Here is a 21,466-nt window from a genome sequence, read left to right on the forward strand (position 1 = left end):
CCTGACGTCTTTCGTCATCCCAGGGCGGGGGTAGGGTGCGGCGGCTGTTCGTCAACGGGGAGAACCGGCCGCGGGCCGGTTGGCGGCTGCTCTTCCAGTTCCTGCTCAACAACGCCGGCGGCTTGCTTCTCGGGTCCCTGGTCCTAGTCGCCTTCGGGGGTCTCTCCGCCGGTGGAACGGGACCGCTTTCGTCTTTGTACCTCAACGTCCTGCTCTACGCCGCCACCGCGCTCGCCGCGGTGGCTAGCGTGTGGATAGCCGGACGTTTCCTGGACAGGCGTCCTTTCTCCGGGTTCGGGTTGCGCCTGAACCGCGCCTGGTGGTCCGACCTTGGCTTCGGGCTAATCCTTGGAGCCTCTCTCATGGCTGCCATCTTCGCCGTCGAGTTCGCGGCGGGGTGGGTGACCGTTACGGGCTCTTTCGAGCCGGTGGACGGCGGGACGTTTTTCCCCGCGATCCTGGCGCCCGTGGCGCTGTTTGTGTGCGTGGGTTTCTACGAGGAGCTCGTCAGCCGGGGCTACCAGCTCACGAACCTCGCCGAAGGGCTCGACACACCGGGCATCGGTCCGCGGGGCGCGATCCTGCTCGCCTGGGTCCTCTCTTCGTCTTTCTTCGGCATCCTGCACGCTTTCAACCCGAACACGACGCCACTCAGCACGATCAACATCGCCCTGGCAGGCCTGATGCTCGGCCTCGGCTTCGTCCTGACGGGCGAGCTCGCCATCCCGATCGGCCTCCACATCACCTGGAACTTCTTCCAGGGCAACGTCTTCGGCTTCCCCGTCAGCGGCCTCGACCCCGTGGGCGCCACCTTCCTGACCACGGATCAGACCGGCCCAGACCTCCTCACCGGCGGCCCCTTCGGCCCAGAAGGCGGCCTCCTCGCCCCGGCCGCCATGCTCGCCGGATGCCTCCTCATAGCCCTCCGCGTCCGACGCCGCTCCGGCAACCTCACCCCCCACACCCCCATCGCCGAAAACCCAACCCGCGACCGACAGACCAACCGCTAAAGCACCGCCGCGAGTTGCAAGTCCTTGTGCGCCGTGTGATACTGCATGTAGTGTTTTGTTACAAATACGCTACTTTGCAACATATACGGGTAGCAAGCGCGTCGACGGTTGTTACGAGGAGGCGGTAGGCGGTGGCGGCGACGGGGTTGGAGGGCAGGCTGGACGCCGGGGAGGTTGGGCGGGGTCACTGGCGGGTGACGTTGCTTTCGGGGTTCGGGTGGATGTTCGACGCGATGGACGTTGGGTTGCTGTCGTTCGTGATGGTGGCGTTGGCGCGGGAGTGGGGGTTATCGCAGGGGCAGGTCGGGATCGCGATCAGCGCGGGGCTCTTCGGGATGTTTGTGGGGGCGGCGGCCTCGGGGACGCTGGCGGACCGTTACGGGCGGAGGGCGGTACTCATGGGGACGTTGCTCCTGTACTCGGTGGCGACGGGGCTCACGGCGCTCGCGTGGGGGTACGGGGCGCTGCTCGTCTTGAGGTTCGTGACGGGGCTGGGGCTCGGCGGGGAGTTGCCGGTGGCGAGCACGCTCGTATCGGAGGTGGCGCCGGCAAAGCACAGGGGACGGATGGTCGTGCTGTTAGAAAGCTTCTGGGCTTACGGTTGGATACTCGCGGCCCTCATAGGCTTTCTCGTCATCCCCCAGTACGGGTGGAGGGTGGCGTTCCTCATCGGGGCCCTGCCGGCCCTCTACGTCCTCGTCCTGCGCCGCGGCCTGCCCGAATCTCCCCGGTACCTGATCCAAAAGGGCCGCCACGAAGAGGCCCGAAGGGCCGCCGCCCGGCTCGGCGTGGACCCCGGGGAGCCAGGGCCGGACGAGGGCGCGGAGGCCGCCGGGGGAGGAGGTTTGAAGACGCTGTGGTCGGCGGGCTACGCCCGGCGCACGTTCATGCTCTGGGTCTTATGGTTCGGGATGGTCTTCTCGTACTACGGCATCTTCACCTGGCTCCCCCAGATACTCGCCGGTTCGGGCCGGGACCTCGCGACCTCCTTCGGGTTCGTTCTCCTCATAACCCTCGCCCAGGTGCCTGGCTACTTCTCCGCCGCGTACCTCGTCGAGAGGTGGGGCCGCAAGGGGACGCTCGTGGTCTACCTGCTCGGCTGCGCCGTCGCCGCCCTCTTCTTCGGGCTGCGCGGCCTCTCCGCCGACGCCTCCGGGGCGGAGCTGGTCTTCTGGGGGTCGTTGGTCTCGTTCTTCAACCTCGGCGCGTGGGGCGTAGTCTACGGCTACACCCCCGAGCTCTACCCGACCGGGTCGCGCGGCTCTGGCGCGGGTTGGGCCGCCGGCGTGGGGCGCACGGGGGGCATCGCCGGCCCTTACCTCGTCGGCGTCATGATCGGTGTCCCCGGCCTCGGCGCCGTCGCCGTCTTCTCCATGTTCGCGGCCGTCCTTGTCGTCATAGCCGCGAACGTGTGGCTGCTCGGCGAAGAGACCCGCGGCCGACCGCTGGACGAGATCTCCGGCAAACAGCTAGTCAGCTAGTCAGCACGGCGCTGCGCGCCTCTCAGCCCGTCAGCAGAATCGTTCAGCTGACAAGCTGAAATGCTGACAAGCTGAAACGCTAAATTCACGCGCGGTTCATCAGGGCCTTGTACGTCTGATGCAGATGGTCGGAGATGGTGACCACCGCGAATATCGCGGCCACGAGGCGGGTGACGCGCGGCACGAGTACGAGGCCGTAGGTGAAGAAGGAGGCCAACCACACGCTGAGGCAGAATTTGCACGTCAGGAGTTCGCCCAAGGACCTTCGCAGGCCTTCACCCCGGGGTTTCTCGTCCACCTTTTTGGGGCTCTCCTTCTCTCTGAGCTCGGTGAACGGGGCGCGCAGGGGGCTCATGATCGCGTCCTGCGCCGCCACCAGGCTCAGCTTGTGGGTCGCCATCCCGAGCAGGGCGATGTCCTTCGCGTCGACCCGCTCCGGCAGGGGTCTTCCCAGGCCCCTGGATACGAGCAGGAAAGCGGCGAAGATCAGGTTAAAGACCCCCGCCAACAGGCCGTAAGAGGAGAGTTGTATGTCGTCACCCTTGCTGTAGCCCTCGAAGATGCCCTCGGGCTCCTTGCCGTCGCTCATTTGCCGTCCTTCGTGTTTTGGGTGTCGGGTGGATGATGCCCCCCGGATATCCCCCGCTCCACCGCGGGCGAAACATGGAGCCGCGTTTCGGGGGCGGGGGTTCGGCCGGGCGTCCGCGCCTCCCACCGGCAGGGGATCTTCCCTCATCACGAGGCGCGGCGGGCCAGGATGACCCGAAAGATGCAAAAGGACCGGCGGCGTCCCGAAGGCGGGTAGCGGGCGGCCTCTCCGGGTATAAGCGGGACAACCTCTAGACAGAAAGGCAGACCCATGGCCGACCAGCGCGGACAGCAAGACCCGACTACCAAGTACCCGCAGCCCCAGTACCCCGAGCAGACCCAGATGGACCAGCATCCGGGCCTCGACTCTGAGATGCAGCCCAAACCCGACTACGGCTACGAGACCTACAAGGGCTCCGGCAGGCTTGAGGGCAAGAGGGCCGTCATCACGGGGGGCGACTCCGGCATCGGGCGGGCCGTGGCGCTCGCCTTCGCCCGCGAAGGGGCCGACGTCCTGATCTCCTACCTCGAAAACGAGGAGTCGGACGCGACCGAGACCGCCAGCGTGGTCGAGGAGTCGGGCAAGCGGTGCGTGAAGGCGCCGGGCGACATAAGCGAAGAGGCGACCTGCCAGGCCGTCATACAGAAGGCCGTCGACGAGTTCGGCGGCATAGACATCCTGGTGAACAACGCGGCCCACCAGAGGACCGTTAGCGGTGTGATGGACGTATCGAGCGAGCTGCTCGACCGGACTTTCAAGACCAACATCTACGCGATGTTCTGGCTCGTGAAGGCGGCGATCCCGCACATGCCAGCGGGCGGCTCCATCATCAACGTGGGCTCGGCCCAGGCGTACAAGCCCTCGCCCACCCTCCTCCCCTACTCGGCCACCAAGGGCGCCATCGTCACCTTCACCGAAGGTCTGGCCCAGGACGTGATCCAGTACGGCCTCCGCGCGAACGTCGTGGCACCGGGCCCCGTCTGGACCCCGATAATCCCGGCCTCCATGGAACCCGAAACGGTCTCCCAGTTCGGCGGCCAGTCCCCAACCGGACGCCCCGGCCAGCCCGTCGAGCTGGCCCCCGCCTTCGTCTTCCTCGCCTCCGACGAAGCGAGCTACGTAAACGGCTCGTCTATAGACATAACGGGCGGACAGCCGGTAGGTTAGGCTCCTCCCGTCCTAGCACGCCCGCTTCGCGGGCTTTCGGCACGCAGCCTTCGGCTGCTTTCAGTTTGTCAGCCGAGTAGGGCTGTTGTCGTGGGAACGGCGCGGCGTCTTTAGTAGACGCCGCGCCGTTCGACTCTGTCAAGATCCTCGACTTCCCCCGCTGCCATGACACGAGGACCGGCGTGGTCTTGACTAATGGAACATTTATGTTTCAATTTGAACTTATAAGTTCCGGTATAGAGATGGGGCGGTTTTGGGGCGCGGGGATGCGGAGCGGGGGATATTGGAGTCGGCGGCGCGGTTGCTGGTTGTGGACCGGGGGGCTTCGATGGAGAGGATCGCCGGTGCGGCTGGGGTTGGCAGGACCACGCTGCACAGGCACTTTCGGAACAGGGAGGCCTTGATCCGGGCGATAGCGCTGGATGCCATCGAGGAGTGCGAGGCTGCCATAGAGAAGGCCGGCCTGGAAGAAGGATCTGTTCGGGAGGCGACGGGGCGGTTGTTCGAGGCCCTGATACCGGTCGGGGAGCGCTACCACTTCCTTCTCGCGGAGGCGCAGTTGGAGAAAGATCCCGAGATCGTGGCCGCGGAGGGGCGAATCGACGCGCCCATGCGCGGGCTCATCGAGCGCGGCAAAGCCGACGGGACCTTCGCGGCCGGTGTGCCGGATGCCTGGGTCCTGAGCGCGATGGAGGCCCTGACGTTCGCGGCCTGGGAGGGCGTGAGGGACGGGTACCTCGCGCCGCGCGACACGCCCGGGCTGGTTACGGAGACTTTGCTCTGCGGGCTCGGGGGGCGGAAGGGTGGGCCGGGATGACGGCGGGGTTGCTCCTGTCGCTGCTCGCGCTGGCCCTGCTCGACAGCCTGAACCCCGTCACCATAGCCGGGGCCGTCGTCCTGCTGTTGACGCCACGGCCCGTCCCCCGGACCCTCTCCTTCGTGACGGGCGCGTGCCTGGCTTATTTCGCCGGGGGCGTGCTGCTGTACCTGGGCCTCGGGGCCGCGTTCGGGCGGGTTCTGGATTACCTGGGCGGCCCCTGGGTGCACGCGCTCCTCGTCGTCCTCGGGGCCGTCATGGTCGCCGCCGGGGTGTGGATAGAGCGGTCGCCGCCGCGGAAGGGCGTCAGGCGCAGCTTCAAGAACTTACATCCCGCCGTGACCTTCGTGATCGGGGCAAACGTCACGGCCTCGGACCTGCCGACGGCCTTTCCCCTCATCGTCGCCGCCGAGCGCGTGGCGCAGGCCGGGCTCGGCTGGCCGGGCGCGTTGGCGTCGCTCGCGCTCTACGTGGCGGTCTACGCCCTGCCGTTGCTCCTGTTGCTCGGGGGTTACCTCCTGCTGCGCGGCGGGGCCGCCGGGTTCCTGCGGGACGCCGAGCGGCTCATCGACCGCTGGAGCCGTCCCGTCACCATCTGGTCGCTGTACGTGATCGGCGCGCTGCTCCTGCTCAACGGCGGATGGTCCCTCGTCCAGGGGTGGCCGCCGCTCTAGTCCGGGAACGGGCCGCCTCCGGATGGATAGAAGCCTTTCGATACGCTAGGCTAGGGAACGAATTCGGGCGCAACTCGAGGAGGCGATCCTCTGGGCATCGTGGTCCAGAAATACGGCGGTAGTTCGGTGGCGACGTCGGAGCACATCAGGGCCGTCGCAGAGAAAATCGCCCGCGCCCGCGAGTCCGGCCTCGACCTCGTCGTCGCCGTCTCCGCCATGGGCAAGACCACCGACCGGCTCCTCAGGCTCGCCGGCGAGGTAAGCCGGGATCCCTCGCCGCGCGAGATCGACCAGCTACTCGCCACGGGCGAGGAGCAGTCCGTCGCCCTGCTCGCCATGGCGCTGCACGACCGCGGCATACCGGCGGAGTCGCTGACGGGCCCTCAGGCGGGGATGACCGTCACGGGCAGGTACGGGTCCGGCGTGATCTCGGAGATAAGGCCCAAGAGGATCCACACCCTGCTCGAACAGGGGCGGGTCGTCATCGTCGCCGGTTTCCAGGGGATGAACGCTCTGGGCGACGTCATGACCCTCGGGCGCGGGGGCTCGGACACCACAGCCGTGGCGCTCGCCGCGGCGCTGGAGGCGGACCGGTGCGAGATCTTCACGGACGTCAGCGGCGTCTTTACGGCCGACCCCCGCATCGTCCCAGAGGCCAGGCGCGTACCCGTGATCTCCTTCGAAGAGATGGCCGAGATGGCCTGGCGCGGCGCGAAGGTCATGCACCCGCGGGCCGTAGAGCTCGGGGCCCTGTACGGGGTGGAGGTACACGTCAGGTCCTCCTTCGAAGAGGGACCGGGTACGATCATCACGGGAGGAGAAAAGTTGGAACGCCTCGAAACGCGCGAGACCCTGGCCGGCATCGTCCACGACCTCGACGTCTCGCGGGTGACCCTGAACGGCATCCGCACCGGCCCTGGCACCATGAGCCGGGTCTTCGCCCCGCTGGCCGAACGCGGCATCTCCGTGGACGTCATAGTAGAGAGCGGCGTCAAGGACGGGGCCGCCGACGTGGCCTTCACCGTCACCCGCGGCAACTTCGAGGAGGCCCGAAAACTCGCTGCCGGGGTCGCCGACGCTTTGGGCGGCGCGGTCGAGGGGGAGCGGGACCTCGGCAAGGTCTCCGTCGTCGGCACGGGGATGCTGAACCGCCCGGGCTACGCCGCGCGCATGTTCGCCTCGCTCGGCGAGGCGGGCATTCCGATCAGGATGGTCTCGACCTCGGAGATACAGGTGACGTGCGTGTTGCCCGCAGATCGGGTAGAAGAGGCCGTAAGGGTCTTGCACAGGGATTTCGAGCTGGAGGAGAGAGATGTTTAGCGGAGCGTTCACGGTGCCCGTCACCCCGTTCAGGAACGGCGGGGTCGATGTCGAGGCCATCGAGGGCATGGTCGAGTTTCAGTTGCAGAACGGTATCCACGGGCTCGTTCCTTGCGGGACCACCGGTGAGACGCCCGCCCTCAGCGAGAGTGAAGACCGGCTCGTCATAGAGACTGTGGTGAGGATGGCGGATGGGCGGGTGCCTGTTATAGCCGGGTCCGGCTCCAACAGCACGGACATGGCGATCAAGTATACGAAGATGGCGGAAGAAGCCGGCGCTGACGGTTCCCTGCAGGTCGCCCCCTACTACAACAAGCCGACCCAGGAGGGCCTGTACCGACACTTCGCGGCCATAGCGGAGAATACGGACCTACCCCTGATCCTCTACAACATCCCCGGAAGGACGGCGGTCACCATCTCCGCCGAGACCATTGCCCGCCTCGCCGAGATACCCAACATCGTCGGCGTCAAAGAATCCACCCTGTCGATGAACATGGTGAGCGACATCAAGAGGCTCTGCGGCGAGGAGTTCGCCATCCTCTCTGGCGACGATCCAATGACACTTCCCCTGATCGCCCTCGGCGGCCACGGCGTACTCTCCGTCGCCTCCAACGTGGCCCCGGCGGCCGTCTCCGACATGGTCAACGCCCTGCTAGCCGGGGACTTCGAGCGGGGCCGCGAGCTCCACTACGAGCTCCTGCCGCTCTTCCGGGTCCTGTTTATCGAGACGAACCCGATCCCGGTAAAGTCCGCGGCCTCCATCTTGGGTCTCTGCTCGGATGAGATGCGACTGCCCATGATCCCACTGGGCGGAGAGAACCTCGACCACCTGCGCCGCGTCATGGAGGAGACGAACCACCTCCTCCCCACCCCGGAAGAAGTTTGAACGACCGGGATACCGTCCGCGTCACGATAGTCGGCGCCGCGGGCCGCATGGGCCGCGAGCTCTGCCGCGCCGCCCTAAAGACGGAGGGGATAACGCTCGCCGGCGGCACCGTCGAGCCCGGCTCTCCCGAGGTCGGCACCGACCTCGGCGAGCTCTGCGGCGCGGGCAAAGCCGACGTGGTCGCCACGGAGGAACCGACAGACGACGCCGGCGTCCTCATCGAGTTCACGACACCCGAGGCCACCGTCGGGCATCTTGCCCACGGCCTGCCGCACGTCGTAGGCACCACGGGCCTATCGGAAGAACAACTCGCGAACGTCGAGCAAGCAGCCGAAAGCGTTCCGATAGTGCTCGCCCCGAACATGAGCGTCGGGGTAAACCTGTTGCGCGAGGTAGTCCGGGACCTCTCCGCGAAGCTGGAGGGCTACGACATCGAGGTCGTCGAAACCCACCACCGGAACAAGAAGGATGCCCCTTCCGGGACGGCGCTTTTCCTCGCGCGGGCCGCCGCGGAAGGCCGCGGCGAGAGACTGGAAGACGTGGCCGTCTACGGCAGAGAAGGCCTGTCGCCGCGCGAGCCCGGTGAAATCGGCATCCACGCCCTGCGCGGCGGCGCCGTCGTCGGCGAGCACCGCCTCGTCTTCTACTCCGAGGGCGAAGAGGTCGAGGTCGTCCACCGCGCCCTCTCCCGCCGCACCTTCGCCGACGGAGCTTTGCGGGCCGCGAAGTTCGCCGCTAAAGCGAAGCCGGGCCTTTACGGCATGGCGGACGTGCTGGGCGCCTGAGTGGTTTGCTGAGGTTCCCTCAGCAAACCACGCGGTCGGCGATCAGCCCGCTCCGGCTTCGCCTCAGCAATCAGCTTTTTCTTCTGCTGAAAGCTGACCGCTGGTAGCTGATTGCTTTTCAACCTCTCTGCAAACCGTTCTAGTTCCCGGGTTCGAGGCTCTTTCTAAGGGCTTCGCGGGTCGCCGCGCGAGATTCCCTTTCGTGGGCGGCGCCCTCGTAGTGCTCGCGCGTCGCGGCGAGGATGGTGTCCCTGGCCTCGGTCGGCGAGTCGGTCAGGGAGAGGAGGTTCAGATCCGCCTCCGAGGCTTTGCCTTCGGAGATCATGGCGGAACGGACCCAGTCCAGGAGGCCGCGCCAGTAGTCCGAGCCGAAGAGGACTATCGGGAAGTCCCGGATCTTGCCGGTCTGGATGAGCGTGAGCGCCTCGAAGAGCTCGTCCATGGTGCCGAACCCGCCGGGAAAGATGACGAAGGCCTGGGCGTACTTGACGAGCATGGTCTTGCGGACGAAAAAGTAGCGGAAGTCCACCTCGACGTCCACGTAGGGGTTGGCGTGCTGCTCGAACGGGAGCTCGATGTTCAGTCCGACGGAGGTGGCGCCGGCCTCCCTGGCGCCGCGGTTGCCGGCCTCCATGATGCCGGGTCCCCCGCCCGTGATGATCCCAAACCCCGCCTCACCGAGAAGACGCCCGACCTCGACGGCCGTGGCGTAGGCGGGGTCGTCCCGGCCGACCCTCGCCGAGCCGAAGATCGTGACCGCCGGGCCGAGCCCGGCGAGCTCCTCGAACCCTTCGACGAACTCGCCCATAATCCTCAACACCCGCCACGTATCCGTCTCCCGGAATGCCGCCCTCTCGGCCGGCCCCGAAAGCAGCCGCTCGTCCTGCGTCTTGCGCCGCGCCGGCCTACCGTCGTCCATAGCCCCGTTATCTACCCGCAAACCGTCCCGGCGACACGAAAGGGGAGGGGGCGCGGACCCAGCGCCCCCTCCCCTTTACTGAAAGCTGACAGCTAACCGACGAACTTCTCGCAGCCGACGAAGCGGTCGAGGTTCTGGTCCGCCCCCTTCTTCACGGTGTCGTAGCCGTCGCCGCAGTCCACGTAGTCACCGTCGCCGTCGCCGACGGAGTTCACGAGGTCGTTGCCCGGCCCGGAGTAGAGATTGTCCACGCCGGACCCGCCGTAGACGTGGTCGCCGCCTCCACCGCCGTGAATAACGTCGGCCTTGCCCGTGCCCTTGAGGGTGTCGCCGGCCGCCGTGCCGTTGAGCGTCGCCGCGAAAGCCGCCGTCGCCGAGAGAACCACCATCATCGCCACCGCAGCCGCCACCCGAACCATCCGCCCCATGCCGTGCCCCTTTCGGTCTGCGCCCCCGGACCTCTCCGGTTGCCGTGATTGGAACTCTAAAGGGACCGCGTTACACACCGGCCACAGGCGCACAACGGTTGGGGACCAGTTTGGTGACGTTCGTATAACAACGCACAAAGACGGAACCCTCCCCGGCGCAGCGTTGTACGGGAAACAGGCGGCAAGGTTCTTTCGAGGAGGGCGGCGTGGGAGCGAAGAAGGTCGAACACCGTAAGGGATCGTGGCTGATCGGCGCGTTCTTGCTCGTGATCCTCCTCTCGCAGGGGTGCGGGGGCGGCGGGTCAGGCGAGTCGGGCGGGGTCGCCGTCTCTTCTTCGGACGGTTCGGAGGCGGCGGTCGGCGCGGAGATGGCGGCCGTTCGGGGGTCGCGGGCCGGGACCGTAGAGGGCTTCGACAGGATGGTCGTCAAGACGGCGGAGCTCGGCCTCAGGTCCGAGGACGTGCGCGGGAGCGCGGCAGAAGCGCGGGAGGTCTCGGCCCGGTTCGGGGGCGACGTGTTGAGCTCGCGGGTCTACGAGAAGTCGGGTGACGTTTCGGCCGACCTCGTCATCTCCGTGCCCTCGGGCGAGTTCGAGGCGGCGCTCGACGAGCTGCGCGGTTTGGGAGGCCGGATCACGACGGACTCCACTGAGGGCCAGGACGTCACGGAGGAGTTCGTTGACCTTGAGTCGCGCGAGAGGAACCTTCTCGCCGCCGAGGAGAGCCTTCTCGCGCTCTACGAGAAGGCCGAAAGCGTCGACGACACGCTGGAGGTAGAGAGGGAGCTTACGCAGATAAGGGGCGAGATAGAGCAGGTGCAGGGTAGGATCCGGTACCTCGAAAAGCGGACCTCATCGTCCGAGATCTCCCTGACCATAGAGCCGACAGCGACCGCAAGGCCCGAACCGGCCTGGTCCCCGCGCCCCGCGGCCTCCCGGGCCTGGGACGCGTCGCTCCTCGTCCTCCAGGCCGCGGCGACCGCGACGATCTCGGCCGTTGTCTTCTGCTGGTGGCTCCTCCCCGCCTTCGTGGCGGGGCTCGTCTGGTGGAGGCGAAGCCGGGCAAGTCTCTGACCCCCTCTCCGGCGCGTTTCCGGGTTCGCGTTAAACTCTCCCGGACCGTTCACACCGAGAGAGCGAGAGAGATATGACCGAAGTTCCGTCGGTGCCCCTGATCCCACGCGAAGTTCTCTTCGGCAACCCGGAGAGGGTGAGCCCGCGTCTGTCCCCCGACGGCGAACGCCTGGCCTTCCTGGCCCCGAAGGACGGCGTCCTGAACGTGTGGGTGGGTCCTGTGGGGGCGCCGATAGGCGGCGGCGAGTTCGAAGCCGTAACCGACGACCGCAGGCGCGGCATCAGGCTCTTTTTCTGGGCCGAGGACGACGAGCACATCGTCTACCTCCAGGACGAGGGGGGCGACGAGAACTGGCGAATCCACGCCGTCCGGCCCGCCACCAAAGAGGACAGGGACCTCACGCCCTTCGATAACGTGCAGGCCCAGATCCTGGAGAAAAGCCGCCACTTCCCCGACTCGCTCCTCGTCGCCCTGAACCGGGAGAACCCCGAGCTCCACGACGCCTACCGCCTCACCCTCTCCACAGGCGAACTCGACCTCGTAGCCAAGAACCCCGGCGACGTGGTCGGCTGGGTCGCCGACAAGGACTTCGAGGTTCGGGCCGCGATGGCCGCAACACCCGACGGCGGCTTCGACCTGCTCCTGCGCGAGGGCGAGGAGTGGCGCCAGTTCCTGAGCTGGGACAAGGAGGACGCCCTTTCGAGCGGTCCCGTGGGCTTCGCGGAAGATGCCGGCAAGATGTACCTGCTCGACTCCCGGGGCGCCAACGCCGCCAGGCTGGTCCTGCTCGACCTCGAAAGCGGGGAGACGGAGGCTCTCGTCGAGGACCCGCGCTACGACGTCTCGGAGGTCATGGTCCACCCGGAGACCCACGCCGTTCAGGCCGCCGCGGTCCAGCGGGCGAGGACGGAGTGGATCCTGCTCGACGAGAAGCTCCGCGGCGACTTCGAGTCCATAAAGAACCTCGGACGGGGGGATTTCACGGTAACGAGCCGCGACCGGTCCGACGAAAACTGGCTGGTCGCCGTGAACTCCGACGAAGGCGGGGCCTCGTACTTCGCCTACGACCGGCAAACGAGGCGCGGCGGGCACCTCTTCGACGCCAGGCCCGACCTCGCCGAGTACACCCTGGCGAAGATGGAGCCGGTCTCCTTCACCTCGCGCGACGGGCTCGATGTAGAGGGCTACCTGACGCTGCCGCCGGGCGTGGAGCCGAAGAATCTGCCGATGGTGCTCAACGTCCACGGCGGGCCGTGGGCGCGGGACGGCTGGGGCTACGACCCGGAGGCCCAGTGGTTCGCCAACAGGGGCTACGCCTGCCTCCAGGTCAACTTCCGGGGCTCGACCGGCTACGGCAAGGAGTTCCTGAACGCCGGCAACAAGGAGTGGGCAGGAAAGATGCACGACGACCTCGTCGACGCCGTCGCGTGGGCCGTGGACCGGGGTGTGGCCGACCCGGAGAAGGTGGCCATCTACGGCGGCTCCTACGGCGGTTACGCGGCGCTCGTGGGCGCCACGTTCACCCCCGACCTGTTCAGGTGCGCCGTCGACATCGTGGGGCCTTCCAACATCATCACGCTCATAGAGAGCGTCCCGCCGTACTGGAAGCCGCTAATCGCGACCTTCACCGAACGCGTCGGCAACCCCGAGACCGAGGCCGACTTCCTCAAGAGCCGCTCTCCGCTGTTCTTCGTCGATAACATAAAGATACCGCTGCTCATCGCGCAGGGCGCGAACGACCCCCGCGTCAAACAGGCGGAGTCAGAACAGATAGTCGCCGCCATGAAAGAACGAGGCATCGACCACGAGTACCTGCTCTTCGAGGACGAGGGCCACGGCTTCGCCCGCCCCGAAAACCGCCTCAAGTTCTACGCCGCGGCCGAAGAGTTCCTGGCAAAGCACCTCGGAGGGAGGACAGAAGGGTAGGAGAGCTGTCAGCTATCAGCGGTCAGCTTTCAGCGAGGGGGGATGGGCCGGACTTTTTCGGGGCGGGTTTCGTCCTCCAGGAGAGGTGAGATCACCGATTCGACCCAGGCCGCGTCGACGCCCATGCGGCGCGACACCTCGTCTACCCGCATCCCGGATCGCCACAACCGCTCGGCCTCTTCGGCCAGGCATACTTCCCCATGCTCCTCCACGGCGGTCCTCCTATCCGCGTTGGGGAACGGAAAAAGCGAAGGCCGGGGCTGAGACGCCCCGGCCTTCCCGATCTCTGCCTTTGCTACTTATTTCAGGAGGCGCTTGGCGGTCTTTGCCACCTTCTTCTCGGTAGATCCGCCAGACTTCTTGCCCTTCTTGCTACCGGTGGCCTTCTTGCCCCCGACGGCCTTCTTGATCTGCTTCTCGATCCCGGCCATGCGCGCGGTCACGCTCCTCTCCTGGACTCCTTGATACCGGGATTCCTACCCCGCGAGACCGACGCCCAAACGGAGGGTCAGCCCGTGGCGGGCAACTCCAGGCGCATGCCAGGATAGATCCGGGCCCCCGGGAGGTCATTGGCCTCCCTGATGACCTCTACGGCCACCCGCGGGTCTTCGGACGGCGGATAATGATCCGTCGCAACGGACCAGAGCGTGTCCCCGGGGGAGACGGTGTAGAAGACGGAGGGCGACTCCGCGCCGGCCCCGCCGCCCGAGTAGAGGGCGAACGCGAGCACGGCCGCGACGAACAGGGCCCCGATCCTTCTCCTGCGATAAACGTGTTCCTTTTTCACCCACGAAAGATACGGGAAGGAGGTCTATTTCCCAACGGTTTTCTGCGGACTTTGTGGCCCTCGCGCGGGCGGGCCATTAGAATTACCCGAACTATGCGCTTCACGAAGATGCACGGCGCGGGCAACGATTTCCTGATCTTCGACCCGGGTGAGGTTCAGGAGGCGGATCTGCCGACGCTCGCCCGCCGCTCCTGCGACCGGCACTTCGGAGTCGGGGCCGACGGTATCCTCGTCCCGGTCCCAACCCCGGACGCCGACCTCGAGATGGTCTACCTGAACTCCGACGGCTCGTACTCGGAGATGTGCGGCAACGGCCTGCGCTGCCTGGCCCGCTACGCAAGGGATTACGAGATCGTTGAGTCTGACGCCCTCACAGTCGCCACCGGGGCGGGAATAAAGAAGGTCATCCTCTTCGAGGACGGCTCCTCGCGGGTCGACATGGGCCCGCCATCTTTCGCCCAGGAGGTCGAGGCCGGCGGCTTCCGCCTCCTTCGGGTCTCCATGGGCAACCCGCACGCGGTCGCGTTCCTGCAAGACCCCGGAGACCTCGAAGCGTTGGACCTCCGCGACATCGGGCCGCCGCTGGAACGCGACCCGCTCTTCCCGGAGGGTACGAACGTCGAGTTCGTCCACGTCAGGGGCGGGCACGCGGTACGAATGAGGATCTGGGAACGCGGCGCCGGCGAGACGCTCGCCTCCGGCTCGGGCTCGTGCGCGGCCGCGGTGGCCGCGATAAAGCTCGGCCTCGCCGAAAGCCCCGTCAAAGTCCACCTCGACGGCGGCGTGGTGGAGATAGCGTGGTCCAAAGAAGGCGAGCCAGTCTACATGACGGGCCCCGCAGAGTACGTCTGCGAGGGAGAGCTTGTCAGCATTTCAGCCGGTCAGCACTTCAGCTAGTCAGCACTTCAGCTTTTTCCTGACGGGCTGAGAGCGAGGGCCGCGTAGCGGGCCGACGCGTGCTGACGAGCGGAGGCGACGGTCGGAGCGGGCTGACAAGCTACTTCAGCTTCACGAGGCCGTGGCGGGCGGCGAAGAGGAGGGCTTGCAGCCGGGAGTGGACGCCGAGCTTGTTCAAGATGTTCATCATGTGGGTGCGTTCGGTATCGACGCTCATGTGGAGGCGGGCCGCGATCTCCTTGTTGGAGAGGCCTTCCGCGAGGGTCTGGAGCACCTCGCGTTCGCGGGGCGTGATCTGCTCCAGGCTCATCCGCGCTTCGCGCTCTTCTTCGCGGCTCCGGCCGGCGATTCGGAGGAACTCGACGAGTTCCTGGGGGGAGAGGAGGGTCTCCCCGGAGGCCAGGCGCCGCGCCGCGCCGAGGATCTCGTCCACGTCGGCGGACTTGTGGAGGACGCCCGCCGCCCCGGCCTCGACGGCCCTGGCGTGCTCCGCCTTGTCCAGGCTGGCCGTCAGGATGAGGGCTATGAACTCCCGGTTGACCCCGCGCAGTTCCCGGATCAACTCGACGCCCTCCCCGTCCGGCAGGGAGAGGTCTATGACGCCGAGGTCGGCCTCCAGGCCCACCGCGTCCCGCCGGGCCTCGGCCAGCGACCCGACCTGGGCGACGACCTCGAACTCGGGCTCTTGATCGAAGATGAACGCGAGCGTCTGCCTGAACGAAGCGTGGTCCTCGACGAGCAAGATTCGCTGCATTTCTTTCCTTTCGGGAAAAAGGCCCAACGGCTCCCGCTTGCGGGGGAAAATATAACAGCATCGGCGCCACGGGGCGCCCCTTGCGGGCCACGGTGTCAGGCTTTCCCGTTGCGCCCTTCATCTCCGTCAAGGAGACCCGGCGGTATGCGCAGGCGAACGAGCGTGCCCCGGCCGGGCTCGGCCTCCACCTCGAGCTCGCCGCCCAGCGACTGGGCCCGCTCGCGCATCCCGGTCAGCCCCATCCCGGCGGGTGTCTCCGAACCGAAGCCCCGGCCGTCGTCCCTGACCTCGACCAGCTCCCTCCCGAGGGAGACCGTGACGCGGCTGGCGGCCGCGTGGCGCCTGACGTTGGCGAGCGCCTCCTGGACCACGCGGGCGACCTCGGCCGCGAGCGGTCCGCGGAGCGTGGCCGGGAAGTCTCCGGCGGCGGAGAGCTGGAAAGAGCAGGCCGGTGCCATCTGGCGGTTCAGCTCCACCAACGACTCCAGCGAGCGCATCAGGGTCTGTTCTCCCGCCCCTTCGAGCCGCAGGTCGTAGATGGCGTCGCGTATCCCGGCGACCGAGCGTTCGAGGGCCTCCACCTGCCGCGCGGTCTCGGCTTCGCGGTCGGCGCCCTCGGGCATGCGCGAGGCGATCCGCAGTGACTGGAGGGCGTAGGTGAGGTCCTGGAGAACCACGTCGTGCAACTCGCGGGCGATCCGGCGGCGCTCGGCTTCACGGATCTCACCCAGCGCCTCCTCGGCCCGCTTCTGCTCCGTCGTGTCCTTTGCGAAGCCCTCGTAGAAGACCACGGAACCCTCGGCGTCGCGGACGGCGCGGGCGTTTACGGAGGTCCATGCCACCTTCCCGTCGCCGCGGCTGATCTTCATCTCGAAGTCCTGCACGAACCCGTCGCGCTGGATGAGGCGCCCGAACTCCTCCCTGCGTCCCGGCTCCGCGTAGAGCTGATCCCCGATGCTCGACACCTTCCCGAGCAGGTCCTCCGGGGAGTCGTAGCCGTACATGCGGGCCAGCGCCGGGTTGGCCGTCAGGAACTTCCCCTCTGCCGTGGTCTGGAAGATGCCCTCGACGGCGTTCTCGAAGATGGAGCGGTAGTTCTCCTCCGCCTGCCGGCGCTGCCTGCGGACCTCCGCGTCCCCGAGCTCCCGCTCTATGGCGGAGTTGAGGCGCGTGAGGTTGTCTTTCATTATGTAGTCGTGGACGCCCGCCTTCATGGCCGAGACCGCCGCGTCCTCGCCGATCCTGCCGCTCACGATTATGAAAGGCAGGTCCACGAAACCCTTGCCCCGCACCAACTCCAGCGCCGCGAGCGAGTTGAAGGCGGGCATGGAATGGTCGGAGATGACGAGGTCCCACGCCTCTTCTTCCAGGGCGGCCTCCATGCCCCCCGCCGTCTCGACGCGCCTGGAGACCGGCTCGTAGCCGCCGCGGCGGAGTTCGCGCAGGAGGAGCAACGCATCGTCCTCCGAGTCCTCGACGAGCAGCACCCTTAGCGGGACGCCCATCTAGGCATTCCCCCCGCGGACCCGCTTCGGTGAGATGAGCAGCATAGTATCCATCTGAAAGGTGAGTCTATTCTATTGGCACGCCCGGTTCGGGGCAAACAGGAGAAAAAAACGAAACATGATAAATCACTCATTTGGGGGATGCCGCCCGACGCGGCGTGCCGGATACTCTCGTGCAAGCGGCCGTGCCCCTTCCCCCCTCCTGGGGTCCGGTCCCTATCAAAGCCGGGCCGGCTACTATTTCCCCCTCCTCAGCCGGCCCGCTTATCACGTTGCGACGCGGAGACGAGAGGCGTGACGCCAAGATCATCCATTTGCGGGATGCGGGTCCTCGCCGCCGGGGATATATTGTGCTGACCGATAGAACGGTTTCCGGTAGAGCGCGTAAAGGCGATAGAACTATGGATTACCAAGGCGGAATCGCAGGGTCATGAAGGAGCAGACCATCCTGCTCGTTGAAGACAACCCAGACGACGAGTTGCTGATGCTGCGCGCCCTCGCCAAGAACGACGTTACCGGCGGGGTGGTCGTCGCCCACGACGGGGTCGAGGCGCTCGACTACCTCTTCGCCTCGGGTCCCTACGCCGGACGGGACACCGAAGGCATGCCGCGCCTGATCCTGCTCGATCTGCAACTGCCGAGGCTCAACGGCCTCGAAGTCCTCGAACGCCTGCGCTCGGACGAACGAACGCGCCTCTTGCCGGTCGTGATCCTGACCTCGTCCAACGAGCGCCAGGACATGCTCAAAGGCTACGGCCTCGGCGCCAACTCCTACGTCCGCAAACCCGTGGATTTCGGAGAGTTCATCGGCACCGTCGAGCAACTCAAACGCTACTGGCTGAACCTGAACGAGGCGCCCCCCGAGAGCACTTAGCCCCACGCGCCCGTCGAAGAGGTCGCAAAACGCCCCATCCCTGGCTTCGAAGCGAGACTAAAGCGGATTGCAGTGGCTCAATGCCACCGCAATCCGCGCTGTCGGCTGTCGGCCCGCTCCGGCTTCGCCTCAGCTTTCGGCTGTCAGCTTTTGTTTCTGGCCGGAAGCTGACCGCTGAAAGCTGATAGCCCTCCAAAGAGGCCCAACCTCTTTGCAAACCGCTCTAATGCCCTACGGCCAGCCCGGCCTCCAGCTCGTCCACGAACTGGCGGGCCGTGCGCCCGGAACGGCCCGCGTGCCAGCGGTCCCACAGAAGTGCCCTCTCCCGCAGTTCCTCTTTCGGCACTTCCAGGCGTCTCTCCCTGGCGATCCCGGTAACTATCTCGAGGTACCGCTTCTGGTCCGGGGCGGGGAAGGTGACGCGCAGCCCGAATCGGGCGGCGAGCGACTGCTTCTCCTGCACCGTGTCGCGGGCGTGGACGTCGTCGGTCCCGTCCCGCTCGGAGAAGCTCTCGCGAACCAGGTTGCGGCGGTTGGAGGTCGCGTAGACCCTAACGTTGTGCGGCGGCTCCTCGATGCTCCCCTCCAGCAAGGCCTTCAACGCCTTGTACTCGACCTCGTGCTCCTCGAAGGACAAGTCGTCCACGAAAAGTATGAAGCGCGGACCCCGCCCCCGCAGGCGCCCGAGCACGCGCGGCAGCGACCCGAGATCCTCCTTGGCAACCTCGACGAGCCGCAACCCCCCGTCGGCGTACTCGTTGAGCAGGGCCTTCACCGTGGAAGACTTGCCCGTCCCCGGCTGTCCGTAGAGAAGCGCGTTGTGCGCCGGCAACCCATCCAAAAAACGCCTCGTGTTCTCGACCAGGGGCTCCCGCTCTCGCTCGTAGGCGACCAGGCTCTCAAGCCTGATGGGGTCGGGGTCCGGCACGGTAAGCAGGCCTTCTCCGTCCCAGCGAAACGCCCTGTGCCCGCCGAAGACGCCCGCGCCGTGCCGGGAGAAGTGATCCGCCAGGGTCCCGGTCTGTCCTCCCCAGTCCCCGGCGGCGGCGAGCGTTCGGGCGAGCCCGGCCCTCGGTGACCCGGCGCTCGAAAGCGTCGGGTCCGTCCAGGGGACCCAGACCCCGGCGAGGTCCGGCACAGCCTCTTCGACCGAGCCGAGCAGGGCCTTCGCGTCCAGGTCAAAGAGCGCCCGAAGCGTCCCGAGGTCGCGACCGGCCTGATCCCGGACCATCCCCGCCACCTCCCCCCTCTCAGCCCCGAGGCTGAAAGGGTTCTCGTCGTCCAGCAGACGCCCGACGAGGTACGACTGCCAGGCGTCCGGCAGCAGCCGCTCCGGCTCCGAAACGAGCCCCTCCCACACCCTCCCGAACACCCCGGCCACCTCTACCGGCTCCGGCCGCCCCGACGCCAAAAGCTCCAACAACGCCAAGAGGTCTTCCACCACCGGCGAATCGAGCACCCCGCGCAACACGGCCACCCCCCGCGCCCGCATCAACAAAGCCTCGATGTCAATACCATCCATACGAGACGGCACTTTACAGCACGCCGGCTTCGCCGGCTTTCAGCACGCTCCGGCTTCGCCTCCGCTCTCGGCACGCTCCGGCTTCGCCTCCGCTCTCGGCACGCTTCGGCCCGCTCCGCGGGCCTCGCTCCCAGCCGGTCAGCTTCTTGCCGCGCAATACCCAACCGGACAGCGCTCTGCGCGGCGGTTCGGATGTCGCGATGCGTAACGCACACAGACGACCGGCTGACAGGCTGAAAGCCCCCGGAGGGGGCGTGCTGAAAGGCGCGGAGCGCCGGGCTGACTAGCTCTACGTGTATATGTCTCTGTGGCGGAAGGCGGGGACCGCCAGCAGCACGAGCGCTACGGCGACGAGCGTTAGGCCCCAGAAGTTCGTCCAGTCGATGCCATCTTCTATTGCGGAGCCATAGTAGTAGAAGGCCGAGGCGGGCTGGAGGTCTTCGAGATCTTCGGAGACGCGGCCGAGCGTGTCGAGGAGGTACATGGCGAAGAGGAGGAAGGCCGGGATGGCTATGGCCAGGGCCCGGCGGTGGAAGACGGCCGAGCAGAGCATGGCGGCGGCACCGAAGACGAGGCAGAGGGGCCACATGTTCAGGACGGCGGCGGCCGTGTTGGCGACGGGGAGGTTTACGTCCATCAGGAAAGCCGTGGCCTGAGTCAGGACGCCCATGAGGGCAAGGATGGCCAGCAGCGAGAAGGCCATGGAGGCGAAGCTCCCGACGACGAGTTGCCAGCGCGGGATCGGGTTGCCAAGCAGGACGTCTATGGTGCCACGCTCCTCGGCGCCCGCTATCGTCCCGGCCGCCGCCAGGATCGGGAAGAACGCGAGCGCCAGCGGGGCGAGCAGGAACACCTGGGAGTTCATGTAGTTCTCGACGTCGGCGAGGTCCGTGATCCCGAACGCCTCCAACATCCCTTCGGGGTAGGCTTCCAGAAGCTGGTTCATCTGATCCGCGCTCCCGCTGAACGTGGTGAACGAGGCGACTATCGCCGCGCTGTAGAGACCGAGCGCCGCCCCCCAGATGAGCGCGCCCCTCGACTGCATCTTCGTGGTATGAAAGACGAGCGCCGAAAGCGTCGTCAGCGGCGCGGCCCGCCTGGCCGAGTGCTTTCCCCGCCCGCCAGCCTTCCGCAAGCCCAACACACCCATCACTTCCCTCCTTCTTGCCCGTAGTAGGTCAGGAAGATCTCCTCCAGGCTCGGACGCTCGTATTCCAGGCCAACCAGGCGGTGCTTCGAGGCCTGCTTGATCATCCCATCCGGCTCGGAATGGAGCGTGAACGAGAGCCTCGGCCCGGCGGCTCTCAGGTCTTCGACGCCCGGCAGCGCCGCGAAAGGCCCTCCGTCGACGGGCTCGTCGAAGGTGAGCGTCACGTGCCGGAAGGCTTTGTCCACTATCTCGTGGGTCGGCTCGACGGTCACGAGCTCGCCCTCGCGGATGATCCCGACGCGGTCGCAGACCCGCTCGACTTCGGAGAGAACGTGCGAGGAAAAGAACACCGTCCGCCCCTCGGCCTTCGTCTCCTCAACGACGTCGAGGAACTCCTCCTGGACAAGCGGGTCGAGGCCTCCGGTTGGCTCGTCCAGGATCAGGAGCGGCGGCCTGTGGAACATGGCCTGTATTAGCCCGATCTTCTGCTTGTTGCCCCGCGAGAGCCGCCGCATCGGACGGTGAAGGTCCGCCCCGAAACGCTCCGCCAACTCGTGCGCGTACCCGAGGTCCCCAACCCCGCGCAGCCTCGCGAAGAACCGTAGCAACCCATCCCCGGTCGTCCTGTCCTCCAGCGCGAACTCACCCGGAAGGTTCCCGACGCGGGCCCGCACCTCCACGCTCCGCTTCCGCGTGTCGAGACCGAAGATCTCGGCCCTTCCCGCCGTCGGCCTCATAAACCCGAGCAACGTCCGAATGGTGGTCGTCTTGCCGGCCCCGTTCGGCCCCAGAAACCCGAAGACTTCGCCCTCGTCCACTTCGAGGTCCACGTCTTTGATCCCGCGCCCCTTGCGCCCGTAGACTTTCGTTAGCCCCTCGGTGCTTATGACGGCGCCCACGT

The 21,466-nt window shown here is 66.8% G+C and carries 23 protein-coding genes; 12 read left to right on the forward strand and 11 right to left on the reverse strand.

Annotation, left to right across the window (positions count from 1 at the left end; all coding sequences use genetic code 11):
- Window positions 1–35: 35 nt before the first annotated feature.
- Together GBA63_RS21360 and GBA63_RS21365 are read left to right on the forward strand one after the other, a co-directional pair.
- Complete coding sequence (locus GBA63_RS21360) at window positions 36–1,010, forward strand: CPBP family intramembrane glutamic endopeptidase (RefSeq protein ID WP_166179460.1); 975 nt, start codon at window positions 36–38, stop codon at window positions 1,008–1,010.
- Window positions 1,011–1,141: 131 nt separating this feature from the next.
- Window positions 1,142–2,491 carry an MFS transporter gene (locus GBA63_RS21365; protein ID WP_228282233.1) on the forward strand — a complete coding sequence of 450 codons (1,350 nt, stop codon included), beginning with the start codon at window positions 1,142–1,144 and terminating at the stop codon, window positions 2,489–2,491.
- Between the two features lie 85 nt (window positions 2,492–2,576).
- Here the strand turns inward: GBA63_RS21365 and GBA63_RS21370 are convergent, their stop codons facing one another.
- Complete coding sequence (locus GBA63_RS21370; RefSeq protein ID WP_166179462.1) at window positions 2,577–3,080, reverse strand: DUF1360 domain-containing protein; 504 nt, start codon at window positions 3,078–3,080, stop codon at window positions 2,577–2,579.
- Window positions 3,081–3,350: 270 nt separating this feature from the next.
- Between GBA63_RS21370 and GBA63_RS21375 the strand changes: the two genes are divergently transcribed.
- From GBA63_RS21375 to dapB, 6 genes are all read left to right on the forward strand, one after another.
- Window positions 3,351–4,247, forward strand: a complete 897-nt coding sequence (locus GBA63_RS21375; RefSeq protein WP_166179464.1) for an SDR family oxidoreductase — start codon at window positions 3,351–3,353, stop codon at window positions 4,245–4,247.
- A gap of 253 nt (window positions 4,248–4,500) precedes the next feature.
- Window positions 4,501–5,064 carry a TetR/AcrR family transcriptional regulator gene (locus GBA63_RS21380; RefSeq protein ID WP_166179465.1) on the forward strand — a complete coding sequence of 188 codons (564 nt, stop codon included), beginning with the start codon at window positions 4,501–4,503 and terminating at the stop codon, window positions 5,062–5,064.
- Entirely contained in the window at window positions 5,061–5,738 is a 678-nt protein-coding gene (locus GBA63_RS21385; RefSeq protein ID WP_166179467.1) for a GAP family protein, read from the forward strand. The genes GBA63_RS21380 and GBA63_RS21385 overlap by 4 nt, the downstream gene beginning before the upstream one ends.
- A gap of 90 nt (window positions 5,739–5,828) precedes the next feature.
- Window positions 5,829–7,058, forward strand: a complete 1,230-nt coding sequence (locus GBA63_RS21390; protein ID WP_166180490.1) for an aspartate kinase — start codon at window positions 5,829–5,831, stop codon at window positions 7,056–7,058.
- Window positions 7,051–7,944 carry a 4-hydroxy-tetrahydrodipicolinate synthase gene (gene dapA, locus GBA63_RS21395; protein WP_166179469.1) on the forward strand — a complete coding sequence of 298 codons (894 nt, stop codon included), beginning with the start codon at window positions 7,051–7,053 and terminating at the stop codon, window positions 7,942–7,944. The genes GBA63_RS21390 and dapA overlap by 8 nt, the downstream gene beginning before the upstream one ends.
- Window positions 7,941–8,729, forward strand: coding sequence for a 4-hydroxy-tetrahydrodipicolinate reductase (gene dapB / locus GBA63_RS21400; protein WP_207956974.1), 789 nt, complete (start codon window positions 7,941–7,943; stop codon window positions 8,727–8,729). Before dapA ends, dapB begins: the two co-directional genes overlap by 4 nt.
- Before the next feature lie 139 nt (window positions 8,730–8,868).
- Here dapB and GBA63_RS21405 read toward each other — a convergent pair whose 3' ends face one another.
- Together GBA63_RS21405 and GBA63_RS21410 are read right to left on the reverse strand one after the other, a co-directional pair.
- Window positions 8,869–9,648: an LOG family protein gene (locus tag GBA63_RS21405; RefSeq protein WP_166179471.1), complete on the reverse strand. Its 780-nt coding sequence runs from the start codon at window positions 9,646–9,648 to the stop codon at window positions 8,869–8,871.
- 92 nt (window positions 9,649–9,740) lie between these two features.
- Complete coding sequence (locus tag GBA63_RS21410) at window positions 9,741–10,076, reverse strand: hypothetical protein (RefSeq protein ID WP_166179473.1); 336 nt, start codon at window positions 10,074–10,076, stop codon at window positions 9,741–9,743.
- A 206-nt stretch (window positions 10,077–10,282) separates the two neighbouring features.
- Here GBA63_RS21410 and GBA63_RS21415 point away from each other — a divergent pair, with 206 nt between their 5' ends.
- Window positions 10,283–11,149, forward strand: a complete 867-nt coding sequence (locus GBA63_RS21415) for a DUF4349 domain-containing protein (protein ID WP_166179475.1) — start codon at window positions 10,283–10,285, stop codon at window positions 11,147–11,149.
- A 73-nt stretch (window positions 11,150–11,222) separates the two neighbouring features.
- Window positions 11,223–13,076, forward strand: coding sequence for a S9 family peptidase (locus GBA63_RS21420; RefSeq protein ID WP_166179477.1), 1,854 nt, complete (start codon window positions 11,223–11,225; stop codon window positions 13,074–13,076).
- 29 nt (window positions 13,077–13,105) lie between these two features.
- Here the strand turns inward: GBA63_RS21420 and GBA63_RS21425 are convergent, their stop codons facing one another.
- From GBA63_RS21425 to GBA63_RS21435, 3 genes are all read right to left on the reverse strand, one after another.
- On the reverse strand, window positions 13,106–13,288 hold the full coding sequence (locus GBA63_RS21425) for a hypothetical protein (protein WP_166179479.1): 183 nt from the start codon (window positions 13,286–13,288) through the stop codon (window positions 13,106–13,108).
- Window positions 13,289–13,375: 87 nt separating this feature from the next.
- Complete coding sequence (locus GBA63_RS21430) at window positions 13,376–13,519, reverse strand: hypothetical protein (RefSeq protein ID WP_166179481.1); 144 nt, start codon at window positions 13,517–13,519, stop codon at window positions 13,376–13,378.
- A gap of 65 nt (window positions 13,520–13,584) precedes the next feature.
- Window positions 13,585–13,863: a LysM peptidoglycan-binding domain-containing protein gene (locus GBA63_RS21435; protein WP_166179483.1), complete on the reverse strand. Its 279-nt coding sequence runs from the start codon at window positions 13,861–13,863 to the stop codon at window positions 13,585–13,587.
- Between the two features lie 93 nt (window positions 13,864–13,956).
- On the opposite strand from GBA63_RS21435, the gene dapF reads away from it, so the two are divergent.
- Window positions 13,957–14,760, forward strand: coding sequence for a diaminopimelate epimerase (gene dapF, locus GBA63_RS21440; RefSeq protein WP_166179485.1), 804 nt, complete (start codon window positions 13,957–13,959; stop codon window positions 14,758–14,760).
- Window positions 14,761–14,860: 100 nt separating this feature from the next.
- On the opposite strand, the gene GBA63_RS21445 is transcribed toward dapF, so the two are convergent.
- Together GBA63_RS21445 and GBA63_RS21450 are read right to left on the reverse strand one after the other, a co-directional pair.
- Window positions 14,861–15,514, reverse strand: a complete 654-nt coding sequence (locus tag GBA63_RS21445) for a response regulator transcription factor (RefSeq protein WP_166179487.1) — start codon at window positions 15,512–15,514, stop codon at window positions 14,861–14,863.
- A gap of 95 nt (window positions 15,515–15,609) precedes the next feature.
- Window positions 15,610–17,019, reverse strand: a complete 1,410-nt coding sequence (locus GBA63_RS21450; RefSeq protein WP_166179489.1) for a hybrid sensor histidine kinase/response regulator — start codon at window positions 17,017–17,019, stop codon at window positions 15,610–15,612.
- A gap of 430 nt (window positions 17,020–17,449) precedes the next feature.
- Here GBA63_RS21450 and GBA63_RS21455 point away from each other — a divergent pair, with 430 nt between their 5' ends.
- Window positions 17,450–17,893 carry a response regulator gene (locus GBA63_RS21455; protein WP_166179491.1) on the forward strand — a complete coding sequence of 148 codons (444 nt, stop codon included), beginning with the start codon at window positions 17,450–17,452 and terminating at the stop codon, window positions 17,891–17,893.
- A gap of 223 nt (window positions 17,894–18,116) precedes the next feature.
- On the opposite strand, the gene GBA63_RS21460 is transcribed toward GBA63_RS21455, so the two are convergent.
- The 3 genes from GBA63_RS21460 to GBA63_RS21470 form a co-directional block, all read right to left on the reverse strand.
- On the reverse strand, window positions 18,117–19,415 hold the full coding sequence (locus GBA63_RS21460; protein WP_166179493.1) for an ATP-binding protein: 1,299 nt from the start codon (window positions 19,413–19,415) through the stop codon (window positions 18,117–18,119).
- Between the two features lie 289 nt (window positions 19,416–19,704).
- The gene (locus tag GBA63_RS21465) at window positions 19,705–20,565 is read right to left on the reverse strand and encodes an ABC transporter permease subunit (protein WP_166179494.1); all 861 of its coding nucleotides are present in this window, start codon (window positions 20,563–20,565) and stop codon (window positions 19,705–19,707) included.
- Window positions 20,565–21,464 carry an ABC transporter ATP-binding protein gene (locus GBA63_RS21470; RefSeq protein WP_166179496.1) on the reverse strand — a complete coding sequence of 300 codons (900 nt, stop codon included), beginning with the start codon at window positions 21,462–21,464 and terminating at the stop codon, window positions 20,565–20,567. The genes GBA63_RS21465 and GBA63_RS21470 overlap by 1 nt, the downstream gene beginning before the upstream one ends.
- Between the last annotated feature and the right edge of the window lie 2 nt (window positions 21,465–21,466).

It is taken from the genome of Rubrobacter tropicus (assembly GCF_011492945.1).
Lineage (GTDB): Bacteria > Actinomycetota > Rubrobacteria > Rubrobacterales > Rubrobacteraceae > Rubrobacter_D > Rubrobacter_D tropicus.

Excerpts from the sequence above, each read along its gene's own strand:
- GBA63_RS21370 (WP_166179462.1), bottom strand. The coding sequence starts at position 3,080 with ATGAGCGACGGCAAGGAGCCCGAGGGCATCTTCGAGGGCTACAGCAAG.
- GBA63_RS21375 (WP_166179464.1), top strand. The coding sequence starts at position 3,351 with ATGGCCGACCAGCGCGGACAGCAAGACCCGACTACCAAGTACCCGCAG.
- GBA63_RS21385 (WP_166179467.1), top strand. The coding sequence starts at position 5,061 with ATGACGGCGGGGTTGCTCCTGTCGCTGCTCGCGCTGGCCCTGCTCGAC.
- dapA (WP_166179469.1), top strand. The coding sequence starts at position 7,051 with ATGTTTAGCGGAGCGTTCACGGTGCCCGTCACCCCGTTCAGGAACGGC.
- GBA63_RS21405 (WP_166179471.1), bottom strand. The coding sequence starts at position 9,648 with ATGGACGACGGTAGGCCGGCGCGGCGCAAGACGCAGGACGAGCGGCTG.
- GBA63_RS21410 (WP_166179473.1), bottom strand. The coding sequence starts at position 10,076 with ATGGGGCGGATGGTTCGGGTGGCGGCTGCGGTGGCGATGATGGTGGTT.
- GBA63_RS21420 (WP_166179477.1), top strand. The coding sequence starts at position 11,223 with ATGACCGAAGTTCCGTCGGTGCCCCTGATCCCACGCGAAGTTCTCTTC.
- dapF (WP_166179485.1), top strand. The coding sequence starts at position 13,957 with ATGCGCTTCACGAAGATGCACGGCGCGGGCAACGATTTCCTGATCTTC.
- GBA63_RS21445 (WP_166179487.1), bottom strand. The coding sequence starts at position 15,514 with ATGCAGCGAATCTTGCTCGTCGAGGACCACGCTTCGTTCAGGCAGACG.
- GBA63_RS21450 (WP_166179489.1), bottom strand. The coding sequence starts at position 17,019 with ATGGGCGTCCCGCTAAGGGTGCTGCTCGTCGAGGACTCGGAGGACGAT.
- GBA63_RS21455 (WP_166179491.1), top strand. The coding sequence starts at position 17,450 with ATGAAGGAGCAGACCATCCTGCTCGTTGAAGACAACCCAGACGACGAG.
- GBA63_RS21460 (WP_166179493.1), bottom strand. The coding sequence starts at position 19,415 with ATGGATGGTATTGACATCGAGGCTTTGTTGATGCGGGCGCGGGGGGTG.
- GBA63_RS21465 (WP_166179494.1), bottom strand. The coding sequence starts at position 20,565 with ATGGGTGTGTTGGGCTTGCGGAAGGCTGGCGGGCGGGGAAAGCACTCG.